Source organism: Brachybacterium sp. SYSU DS0246 (genome assembly GCF_059391765.1).
The window spans coordinates 78,228-88,783 of the sequence record NZ_JBZXYT010000016.1 but is presented as its reverse complement, the minus strand read 5'-3'; the positions used below and the strand labels follow the sequence as shown (position 1 = coordinate 88,783).

Annotated in this window: 9 protein-coding genes and 1 riboswitch; of the genes, 3 read left to right on the top strand and 6 right to left on the bottom strand. The window is 71.4% G+C overall.

From position 1 onward, the window contains the following. Positions 1 to 122: 122 nt before the first annotated feature. The gene (locus AC5020_RS09970) at positions 123 to 1,628 is read right to left on the bottom strand and encodes a threonine/serine exporter family protein (protein WP_377018135.1); all 1,506 of its coding nucleotides are present in this window, start codon (positions 1,626 to 1,628) and stop codon (positions 123 to 125) included. Between the two features lie 39 nt (positions 1,629 to 1,667). Between AC5020_RS09970 and AC5020_RS09965 the strand changes: the two genes are divergently transcribed. Beyond that, on the top strand, positions 1,668 to 2,279 hold the full coding sequence (locus AC5020_RS09965) for a carbonic anhydrase (RefSeq protein ID WP_464988165.1): 612 nt from the start codon (positions 1,668 to 1,670) through the stop codon (positions 2,277 to 2,279). 139 nt (positions 2,280 to 2,418) lie between these two features. Here the strand turns inward: AC5020_RS09965 and AC5020_RS09960 are convergent, their stop codons facing one another. After that, the gene (locus tag AC5020_RS09960) at positions 2,419 to 2,709 is read right to left on the bottom strand and encodes a DUF3017 domain-containing protein (protein WP_377018137.1); all 291 of its coding nucleotides are present in this window, start codon (positions 2,707 to 2,709) and stop codon (positions 2,419 to 2,421) included. Positions 2,710 to 2,958: 249 nt separating this feature from the next. Between AC5020_RS09960 and AC5020_RS09955 the strand changes: the two genes are divergently transcribed. Next, the gene (locus tag AC5020_RS09955) at positions 2,959 to 4,470 is read left to right on the top strand and encodes an aspartate ammonia-lyase (RefSeq protein WP_464988164.1); all 1,512 of its coding nucleotides are present in this window, start codon (positions 2,959 to 2,961) and stop codon (positions 4,468 to 4,470) included. Between the two features lie 24 nt (positions 4,471 to 4,494). Here AC5020_RS09955 and ppk2 read toward each other — a convergent pair whose 3' ends face one another. The 3 genes from ppk2 to purN all read right to left on the bottom strand — a co-directional run bounded on the left by ppk2 (position 4,495) and on the right by purN (position 8,200). Beyond that, a complete protein-coding gene (gene ppk2 / locus AC5020_RS09950) occupies positions 4,495 to 5,400 on the bottom strand; it encodes a polyphosphate kinase 2 (protein ID WP_377018139.1) in 906 nt (301 codons plus the stop codon). Positions 5,401 to 5,789: 389 nt separating this feature from the next. Beyond that, complete coding sequence (gene purH / locus AC5020_RS09945) at positions 5,790 to 7,463, bottom strand: bifunctional phosphoribosylaminoimidazolecarboxamide formyltransferase/IMP cyclohydrolase (RefSeq protein WP_464988162.1); 1,674 nt, start codon at positions 7,461 to 7,463, stop codon at positions 5,790 to 5,792. Between the two features lie 32 nt (positions 7,464 to 7,495). Next, positions 7,496 to 7,573, bottom strand: a riboswitch (ZMP/ZTP riboswitch). 54 nt (positions 7,574 to 7,627) lie between these two features. Next, positions 7,628 to 8,200: a phosphoribosylglycinamide formyltransferase gene (gene purN / locus AC5020_RS09940; RefSeq protein WP_494564416.1), complete on the bottom strand. Its 573-nt coding sequence runs from the start codon at positions 8,198 to 8,200 to the stop codon at positions 7,628 to 7,630. Between the two features lie 225 nt (positions 8,201 to 8,425). On the opposite strand from purN, the gene AC5020_RS09935 reads away from it, so the two are divergent. Then, positions 8,426 to 8,851 (top strand): hypothetical protein, encoded by a 426-nt coding sequence (locus AC5020_RS09935; RefSeq protein WP_377018142.1) that lies wholly within the window; start codon positions 8,426 to 8,428, stop codon positions 8,849 to 8,851. Here the strand turns inward: AC5020_RS09935 and AC5020_RS09930 are convergent. Further along, complete coding sequence (locus AC5020_RS09930) at positions 8,829 to 10,433, bottom strand: cell division protein PerM (protein WP_464988161.1); 1,605 nt, start codon at positions 10,431 to 10,433, stop codon at positions 8,829 to 8,831. The two genes, AC5020_RS09935 and AC5020_RS09930, sit on opposite strands and share 23 nt — an antisense overlap. Positions 10,434 to 10,556 lie beyond the last annotated feature (123 nt).

Sequence of the window (10,556 nt, the reverse complement as noted above, 5' to 3'; positions counted from 1 at the left end):
CGGATCATCTACGCCTGCTGGCGCGACGGAACGTGCTACGACCCCACCATCCACGAGCGGCGCAGAACCGACAGAAACGACCACAGCAGCGCTCTCACGGCCTAGAGGTTGACTCAGGGAACTCATGGGGTCTCCTCGGTGTCGGTGCGCCGCCCGTGGTTCTCCGGCGGATCCTCCGGGCCCCCGCTCTCCTCCGGGACCCCGGGATCTTCGAGGTCCTCGAACATCGCGGGAGACAGCGCTGTCATCTCGCCCGTCATCGTAGACGGTTCGACCACCTGCGCCCCGCGGCGCCTGCGGAAGCGTCGCGAACCGAGCGTCAGGCGACGACGGCGCAGGGTGGTGAACGGCGAGGAGATGCTCGGGGTGTAGGCGATGCCGCTGCGCCGGAAGTAGGGCAGCGCGCGGGAGGCCAGCATCTGCCCGAGCACGGCCCCCGAGGCGATCCCCACGGCGATCTCGGCGGCGGCGAACAGCTCGGCCGCTCCGGTGGACATGTCCCCGCTGAGCCCGAGCAGGCCCGCGTAGATTCGACTGCCGGGGACCAGAGGGATGACCCCGCCCATCACGAACAGCAGGCCCGGGGCCCGCAGTCGATCACCGAGGACGACCGAGGCGACACCGGAGACGAAGGCTGCGATGGCCACGGCGTACACGCCCTCCGGGGTGAGGCTCTTGACCAGGTGCGAGATGCTGGCCGAGCCTGCGGCGACCAGCGAGATCCAGGGCAGCATGCGCCACGGCACCTGGGTGCCCACCCCGTAGCCCAGACCCATCCCGATCCCGGAGATGACGACGACGAGGGTGGTGGTCAGAGAGAGCGGCAGGGCGGCGCTGACCGAGATGTCGGCCTCGATCATGTCGGCCAGCAGCATGCCGCCGCGCACCCCGGCCACGACGCCCACGGTCATCATCAGCGTCTCCAGGATGCGGCCGGCGGCGGTGACGTACCAGCCGGTGACGGCGTCCTGGACCGCGCCGATCGAGGAGAGTCCGGCCAGCTGGACGATGATGCAGGAGACCACCACGATCGAGGAGTTCACGGTGGGGTCGATCAGGTTCACGAGCACGGCGGCGCTGACCCCGAGGAAGCCCCCGAGCGCCTGCCCGTAGAACGGGGGGATGTGCAGCCGGGCAAGGTACTCCCCCGCCGCGATCAGCAGCCCGGCGGTGAAGGTCGCCGCGACGACCACGAGCACCCCGGCACCGAAGCTCAGCGCGGCCGATCCGCCCATCACCGCGAAGCCGGAGACCACCAGGGGCAGCTTGTACGCCGGGGCCTCGCGGGGAATCGCCTCGGCCCGGCGGCGGGCTTCCTCCAGCGGCAGCTCACCGGAGATGTAGTCGTGGGTGATGTCCTCGAACGCGGCCAGCCGTGCGAAGTCCTGGACCCGGGCGCCCGCCGAGCGGACCCGGGTGAACGGGGCCGAGGACTCGTCGGCGAGGTAGGAGATCGTGACCTCGTCGAAAGTGACCTGGACCGAGACGTTGCGGTAGCCGGAGGAGCTGGTGACCCGCAGCACGGTGGCCGTGACCTCCGAGGCCGCGGCCCCGTTCGTGAGCAGGCCCTCGCCGATCCTCATGGCGAGGTCGAATACGGCATGCAGACGTGCGGAATCGGTGGGCACAGCTCTGATCGTGCCACACTGGGCGCCGTGGAAAACACCATGCCCGACCCCCACGATCGTCATACTCCTCACGGTGCGCTGGAGGCCCTCCTGGAGGGCAACACGCGGTTCTCCGAAGGACGTTCGCAGCGCCCTCATCAGAGCGATGAGCACCGCCGCGCGCTCGCCCGCGGACAGCAGCCGTTCGCCGTGGTCCTCGCCTGCTCGGATTCCCGGGTGACCGTCGAGTTCCTCCTCGACCAGGGCTTCGGAGACCTCTTCGTGGTCCGCACTGCGGGGCACGTGCTGGACCGCTCCGTGCAGGCCTCCATCGAGTTCGCTGTCGAGCAGCTCGGTGTCTCCGCGGCGATGGTGCTGGGCCACGAGTCCTGCGGCGCGGTGGGCGCCGCCCAGCAGTACCTGGCCGATGGCCGCGAGCTGCCCGGGGCGATGCCCGCGCTGGTCGAGGGCGTGCGCAGCCACCTCGACCCTGACGGCTCCGCAGCCGACGGCGTGGACCATCACGTGATCGGCACGATCGAGGACCTGCTGGCCTCCTCCGACCTGGTGCGCAGCGCGCACGAGGAGGGACGCCTGGCCGTCGCCGGCGCGGTCTACGGTCTGGTCGACGGCCGCATCCGCCTGCTGACGGCGCACCCGGAACGGGACTGACCCGCGTCAGAGACCGTCGGAGCCGACGAGGCCGGCCCCGAGAGAGCGCCGAGGGAGCTAATCCCCGCCGGGGAGCCGACCGGGCTGGCCCACGGAGAGCCGGCGGGACCGACCCGCGTCGGCGCTGAGCCGACCCGGGTCAGAGATTCGGTGCGCTGGAGAGCACGCCGATCCCGATCGCCAGCAGGGCCAGCACGCTCACATCCAGCGCGCGAGAACGCACCGCCAGGGCGCCGACGGTGCGCACCGGCAGCACAGCGCGCAGCAGTGCGAGCACTCCCAGCAGCGCCGCGAGCAGGGCGCCCGCCCACGGGGTCGATACCGTCGTGCCCACGACCAGGATCCCGGCGAGCGCGCACAGGGCGAGCGTCAGTACCGCCTGCCGACGGAATGCGGCACGCAGGGTGAACGGGGATCGGTCGGCACGCACGGCTCCATGCTACGGCCGACGCGCCGGCCGCGCGCCTGCCTGTCTGATCGGCCGGCGGCCCGGCGCGGCGACAGCCCGACTGCCCCGCGAGGCGACTGCCCGAGGGGCCGACTGCTCGACGACGTGACTGCCCGACTGCCCGACGACGTCGCGACGGCCTCGATACGTCCGCGGCAGCCGCCGCGGCTGGTTACCCTGGCCGGGGCCGGCACTGCCGTCGGCCGTCCGCCCGATCTGGAGGATTCCGCGATGACCGTCCCCGGTACCACGCAGCACGCCGGCACGCGGAGCGAGCACGACCTGCTCGGCGACCGCGATGTGCCGGCCGACGCCTATTACGGCATCCAGACCCTGCGGGCGCGGGAGAACTTCCACATCACCGGCGTTCCGCTGAGTCACTTCCCCCGTCTGATCGAGGCGCTGGCCCAGGTCAAGCGGGCCGCGGCCCGCGCGAACAACCAGCTCGGGGCGCTCGATGACGAGCGGGCCGCCGCCATCGAGCAGGCCTGCGCGGAGATCGTCGACGGTGCCCTGCACGAGCATTTCGTCGTGGACATGATCCAGGGCGGTGCGGGTACCAGCACCAACATGAACGCCAACGAGGTCATCGCCAACCGGGCGCTGGAGATCCTGGGCCGGCAGCGGGGCGAGTACGACCGGCTGCACCCCAACAACCACGTCAACCTCGGCCAGTCCACCAACGACGTGTACCCCACCGCGGTGCGTCTGGCGATGATGCTGTCCTTCCCCGCGCTGGCGGATGCGATGGACTCGCTGATCGGGACGCTGCGCTCCAAGGGCGAGGAATTCTCCTCGGTGCTGAAGGTCGGCCGCACCCAGATGCAGGACGCCGTGCCGATGACGGTCGGCCAGGAGTTCAACGGCTGGGCGACGACGATCGCCGAGGACGTCGAGCGCCTCACCCGCACCGCGACCCTCTTCCAGGAGATCAACCTCGGCGCGACCGCGATCGGGACCGGCATCACCTCCGATCCGGGCTACGCCCAGTTGGCCACGCAGGAGCTCGCTGAGCTCACCGGTGTGCCCTTCACCGTCTCCGCGGACCTGGTCGAGGCCACCAGCGACACCGGCGCCTTCGTGACGTTCTCGGGGGTCCTCAAGCGGATCGCGGTGAAGATCTCCAAGATCTGCAACGACCTGCGGCTGCTGTCCTCGGGGCCGCGGGCGGGCCTGGCGGAGATCATCCTGCCGGCCGTGCAGCCGGGCAGCTCGATCATGCCGGGCAAGGTGAATCCGGTGATCCCCGAGGTCGTCAACCAGGTCGCCTTCGAGGTGATCGGCAACGACCTCACGGTGACCTTCGCGGCCGAGGGCGGGCAGCTCCAGCTGAACGCGTTCGAGCCCGTGATCTGCTTCAACATCCTCGAGTCCACGCGCATCATGATCCGTGCCATGAACACCCTGGCCGATCGCTGCATCGCGGGGATCACCCTGAACGAGCACGTCCTGGACAGCTACCTGCGACGCTCGATCGGAGTGATCACGGCCCTGGTCCCGGTGATCGGCTACGCCGCCGCGACAGACGTGGCCGCCACCGCGCTGGAGACGGGACGCCCGGTCGCCGATCTCGTCCTGGAGCGCGGCCTGGTCGACGAGCGCCGCCTGCAGAGCCTGCTCTCCCCCGCCTCGATGACCGCCCCGGTGCGGGCCACCTCCACCGGCACGTTCCCCGCGCTGGAGAACGCGAAGCTGGATTCCGGGGAGATCACCCGCCTGCCCACGGAGTCCAGCGGCGACTGACCCCGGGCAGAGACGCCGCTCAGCTCACTCGTCGGCCTCTTCCATCTTGCCGCGCATCACCAGCTTCGGATCCGGCTTCCCGACGACCTCGTGGTCTTTGTCCTCGTACTCGAACTGGGAGAGGAAGTAGCGCATCGCGTTCAGGCGCGCACGCTTCTTGTCGTTGGAGCGGATGATCGTCCACGGCGCGTACTTCTTGTCGGTCCGGCGGAACATCTCCTCCTTGGCCTGGGTGTAGGCCTCCCAGCGGTCCAGGGACTCGAGGTCCATCGGGGACAGCTTCCAGCGGCGCACCGGGTCCAGCTGGCGGATCGCGAAGCGGGTGCGCTGCTCCTTCTGCGAGACCGAGAACCAGAACTTGGTGAGGTGGATACCGGAGTCGACGAGCATGCGCTCGAAGTAGGGCACCTGGTTCATGAAGGTCTCGTACTGCTCCGGGGTGGCGAAGCCCATCACGCGCTCCACACCGGCGCGGTTGTACCAGGAGCGGTCGAACAGCACGATCTCGCCCTCGGTGGGCAGGTGCTGGACGTAGCGCTGGAAGTACCACTGGCCGCGCTCGCGGTCGCTGGGCTTGTTCAGCGCGACGACGCGGGCGGTGCGGGGGTTGAGGTGCTCGGTGAAGCGCTTGATGGTGCCGCCCTTGCCGGCCGCGTCCCGCCCCTCGAAGATGATGATGGCCTTCTGGTCGTTGTCCTCCAGCCAGTACTGGTACTTCAGCAGCTCCACCTGGAGGCGGTACTTCTCGAGCTCGTACTCGTCGCGGTCCATGCGCGTGTCGTACGGGTACCCCTCCTGCCAGGTGTAGACGGGGTTGCCCTGGGGGTCGATCAGGTCGGGGTCGGGGGTGTGCCCGTCCGCGACCGTGTACCCCTCCTCGCGCAGATGCTCGATGTACTCGCGCAGGCTCTGGTTGTCCGGGATCCTCACGGTCGCTCCTTCAGTCGCTGGTCTATGCACCCCACCCTAGGTCTCCATCGTGACCGAGCGGTGAACAAACCGGGACGACCCACCGGCGCGACGGGCGGGGGCGTGGCCGCGAGGGGGCGTGGAGGCAGGGCGTAGGGGCGCGCGGGGAGGGGGTGTGGAGGCAGGGGTAGCGGCGCGCAGAGGGGTACGGCACAGAGGGAGGGGCGCAGTCGACTACTGGCGTGTGAGCGGGAGCCGTTGCTATATGAGCTACGGCTCCCGCCATGTCGCCAGTAGTCGGCCATCCCCGCGGTGTCAGTGGCCGGTAGCCCCGCGGCACCACCGGCTCCGCGCCGCCAACAGGCCCGCGGCACGAGCCCTGCGCCGTTGGGGCCGGAAGAGGCCGGGCCTCAGTGGGCGAAGTGGCGGGTCCCGGTGAGGTAGAGCGTGGCGCCGGCGGCGCGGCAGGCCTCGATCACGTCCTCGTCGCGGATGGAGCCGCCGGGCTGGACGATCGCCTTCACCCCCGCGTCAAACAGGATCTGGGCGCCGTCGGCGAAGGGGAAGAACGCGTCCGAGGCCGCCACGGCGCCGCGGGCCCGCTCCGGGGCGGCCTCGCCCTCGGCGTGCTCGCCGAGCGTGTTGGCACGGGTGACAGCCAGGCGGCAGGAGTCCAGGCGGTTGACCTGGCCCATCCCGATGCCGACGGCCGCGCCGTCAGCGGCCAGCAGGATGGCGTTGGACTTCACCGCGCGCACGGAGCGCCAGGCGAAGGCGAGGTCGGCGAGGGTGGCCTCGTCGGCGGCCTCCCCGGCGGCGAGGGTCCAGTTGCCGGGATCATCGCCCTCCGCGTCGAGGCGGTCGGCATCCTGGACCAGGGAGCCGCCCCAGATCTCACGGATCTCGACGGGCCGCTGGTAGGCGCCCTGGAGCCGGAGGATGCGCAGGTTCTTCTTGGTGCGCAGCAGGTCGAGCGCCTCGTCGTCGTAGGCCGGGGCCAGGATGACCTCGGTGAAGACGGGCTTGACCTGCTGGGCCATGGCGAGCGTGACCGGACGGTTGGTGGCGATGACGCCGCCGTAGGCGGAGACCGGGTCGGTGCCATGGGCACGCCGATGGGCGCCGGCGATGTCCTCGCCCTCGGCCGCGACGGCGATGCCGCAGGGGTTGTTGTGCTTGACCACGGCCACGCACGGGCGCTCATGGTCGAAGGCGGCGCGCACGGCGGCGTCCGCGTCGACGTAGTTGTTGTAGCTCATCTCCTTGCCGCCGAGCTGCTCGGCACCGGCGATACCGGGCTGGTCGTCGTCGATGACGGCGACGCGGGCGCGCTGGTGGGGGTTCTCGCCATAGCGCAGGGTGCGGAAGCCGGAGGCGGCGGCCTCCTCGTCGGCCATGTCCAGCACGAAGGCGGCGGAGCCGCTGGGCCCGTCGGCCTCGTCCTCGCTCGCGCGGCCGGGGCCCTGGCCCTCGGCGGCATCCTCGGTGAGCCGGCTCAGCATCCAGTCGCTGATGGCCTCGTCGTACTCGGCGGTGCGGGTGAACGCGATGGTCGCCAGCTCCTGGCGCTCGGCCTGGGTGAATCCGCCTGCTGCGGCGGCGTCGGCGGCCCGGGAGTAGTCCTGGGGGTCGACGACCACGGCGAGGGAGGCGAAGTTCTTGGCGGCCCCGCGCACCATGGACGGCCCGCCGATGTCGATCTTCTCGATGATCTCCTCGAAGCTGCCGCCGGCGGCGACGGTCTCGCTGAAGGGGTAGAGGTTCACCACGACCAGGTCGAAGGCCTCGATCTCGTGGGTGCTGAGCTGTTCGCGGTGCGAATCGAGCCGCTGGTCGGCGAGGATCCCGGCGTGGACGCGGGGATGGAGGGTCTTCACGCGTCCGTCGAGCATCTCCGGGAACCCGGTGACGGTCTCGACGTCGGTGACCGGGGTGCCGGCCTCGCGGATGGTGGCGGCGGTGGAGCCGGTGGAGACGATCTCGGCGCCGTTGTCGGCCAGGGTGCGGGCGAGCTCGGTGATGCCGGTCTTGTCGAAGACGGAGATGAGGGCGCGGCGAATCGGGCGGCGTGCAGCGGTGTTCACGTGGCGTGCTCCTGTTCGGATCTGTTCCTTGCCGCGGGCACCCAGGCGGTCGATGCCCACAGACGTCACTCCCCGGTGGTCTCCCACCTTCGCCAGTCGTGTGAGGCCACTGTATCCGGACCTCGCGGGCGGTGCCCGGCTCGGTCAGGATCAGTCGGCCCGGGTCAGGACGCGGCGGTCAGCCGCCGCACGACGTCGACCAGGAGCGGCTGCTCGGCACGCTTGATGCGCTCGTGGAGGGACTCCTCCGTGTCCGTGTCCAGCACCTCGACCGGGGCCTGGGCGAGGATGCGGCCGGTGTCGACACCGGCGTCCACCTCGATGACGCTGACGCCGGTGACCTTCACCCCGTGGGCGAGGGCGTCGCGGACGCCGTGGGCGCCGGGGAAGGACGGGAGCAGGGCCGGGTGGGTGTTGATGATGCGTCCGCCGTAGGCCTCCAGCAGCGGGGGGCCGACGAGTTTCATGAATCCCGCCAGCACGACCAGCTGCGGGTCCAGGCGGGCCACGGCGCGCGCGAGGGCCTGATCCCACGCCGGACGGTCCGGATGGTCGCCAAGCCGCACCACCTCGGTGGGGATCCCCTCGGTGCGGGCGTGCTCGAGGCCGGAGGCGTCGCGATCGGCGATGACGCCGACCACGGTGTACGGGCAGTCCTGGTCCTGGGCGGCGCGCAGCAGGGCGGCGAGGTTGGAGCCGGTGCCGGAGATGAGGACGGCCACGGGGGTTCGGGTCACCGGATGTCGCATCACCGGGTCAGCGTAATGCGGGCACCGACCGCGACGCTCCACGCCCATTCGGCCGAGGCCTGTCCGGCTCGATCTGCGGCGAGGGGCTGGGCTGGGCTGGGCAGGGCAGGGCAGGGCAGGGCTGGGCTGGGCTGGGCTGGGCTGGGCTGGGCTGGGCTGGGCTGGGCTGGGCTGATCAGGATCAGTCCCGGCGAAGCGGGCACAATGGGATCGATGAGCAGCGAACAGAACAGCGATCGGGGCACGGCGTCGGGCGGCAGGGGGTCGGCGCGGCACCGTCGTCTGCTGGGCGGGCTGACGCTCGCGCTGCTGGCGTCCTGGCTGCTGACGCTCGCTCCCCTGCCGTTCTCCCTGTTCGCCGGGGTGGCGGGCCTGGCCGCGCTGGTGCTGCTGATCCTGCTGGTCGTGCAGTCCTTCCGGGAGGGGCGCCGCGGCATGGCGATCATGGCGGCCGTGATCGGCGTGCCGGCCACGCTGATGATCATCACCGGCTCGCTGCTCTCGCTGCTGTTCTACGGGCCGATGGCGGAGATCCAGGAGTGCCGCGCGACGGCGATCACCGAGCAGGCGCAGTCGCAGTGCGATGTCGAGGCGCAGGACTCGATGGCCGAATGGCTCAGCGGTCTTCTGGGCGGCTGAGACCGAAGGCGCCATCGGCGTCGCCCTCGGCCTCGACCCCTTCGCCGGTCGCGCTTCGTCCGTCGGCCTCGCTCGCTCCGTCGGCCGCGCTTCGTCCGTCGGCCGAGCCCGGTGCCTCGCCGGCGCCGCCGTCAGCGTCGGCCTCGCTGTGTCCGTCGCTCGGGTCGTCATCGCCAGCGCCGGCCCCGCCGGTGCGCGGGACGGGCTCCGACTCCGGCACGTCCCGTTGCGTGTCGGACCCGCTCTGCGACGAGGTGTGCCGGTGTGCGTCGTTCTGGGCGGTGCGCGCTCGAGGGTGGGTCGTCTCCGAGCCCTCGGCCTTCTCGGCGCCTTCCACCTTCTCGCGCAGCGAGGCGACCAGGGCGCGGGACCAGTCGATCAGCGGGGTGGCCATCACCACCAGCACCACAGCGGTGGAGCCCACCACGATGCCCGTCAGCGGGAGCACCAGGCTGTCCATCTGCGGGCCCAGGTGGACGAGGCGGCCGTCTCCGATGCCACCGGTGGACAAGCCCGCCAGCAGCAGCACCGCGAGGATCACCGACGCGGGGTAGGCGATCCAGGCGGTGACGCGGTCGCGCAGCTCGAGGTCCGCGACGTTGCCGACGAGGTTGACGGCGCCGGCCGCGACGGGGATCGCGGGAAGGACCAGCAGCGCCCACATCCAGCCGGGGAAGTCCCCGGGGCCCGGCAGCGCACCCAGCATGGGCAGCGCCGGCATCACGCCGGTCTCGGCGCCGGCCAGCGAGATCCCCGTCGAGGTGCCCACACCGATGGTGCCGCCGACGACGACCACCAGCGCCCACAGAGCCAGCAGCGGCAGCAATGCGAGCTGGATCAGGGTCAGCACGATGCCGCCGACGATCCCGGGCGAGAGGGACTCGAACAGCGAGGACTGCGCGGGCAGGGAGACCAGCAGCATCACCACGGTCACCAGCATCCCGAGCCCGAGCAGGCCCACCACGGCGATCAGCGCGGCCCGGGCGATGTCGCCGTACGGGCTGGGCAGGAGGTCGAGCACGCGCACCCCGGGAACCGTCGAGGTGGCGTCACGGCGCAGGGAGAACAGCACCCCGGCCAGGCCGCCGAGGACGGCGATCATCGCGCCGGAGACCAGCGCCGAGGTCACCACGGGGCTGGCCTCGGCGCTGCGCCCGATCCCGGCCAGCACCGCCAGCCCGACGGCGTAGACGAACGCATAGGAGCCCAGCGCCCCGCCGGCGTCGCGCAGGGCGCGGGCGCGCAGCACGCCGTCGTCCCGGACCAGCCGCAGGGCCCGTCCCACCCGGCGCATGCCCAGCAACGAGATCGCCAGCAGCACGATGAGCAGCCCGAACGGGGTCAGGGTGACGGCGCCCTCGACGACCCCCGTGCTCAGCACGATCCCGCCGCCATGGCCGAGGACCAGCAGGTTCAGAGCGATGATCACCGCGTCCAGCACGGTCGCGGAGGACCGCGTGCCGGCGACCTGGGCGGCCAGCGCAGGGACCACCACCACGGCGAGCGCCGTCCCGAGGGAGAGGATCGCGGCGATCGCGCCACGGGCCACGGGCGTCGCGATGCTGTCGCCGTTGCTGCTCACGGGATGCTCCTTGGGCGGGTCACGACGGGGAAGCGGAGCCGAGGGGGCTCCGGGGCCGGCACCCCGAGGTCGGGGTCGCCGGTCCATAGTCGCACCTCGGCGCGGCCGGGCCGTGCATCCGTG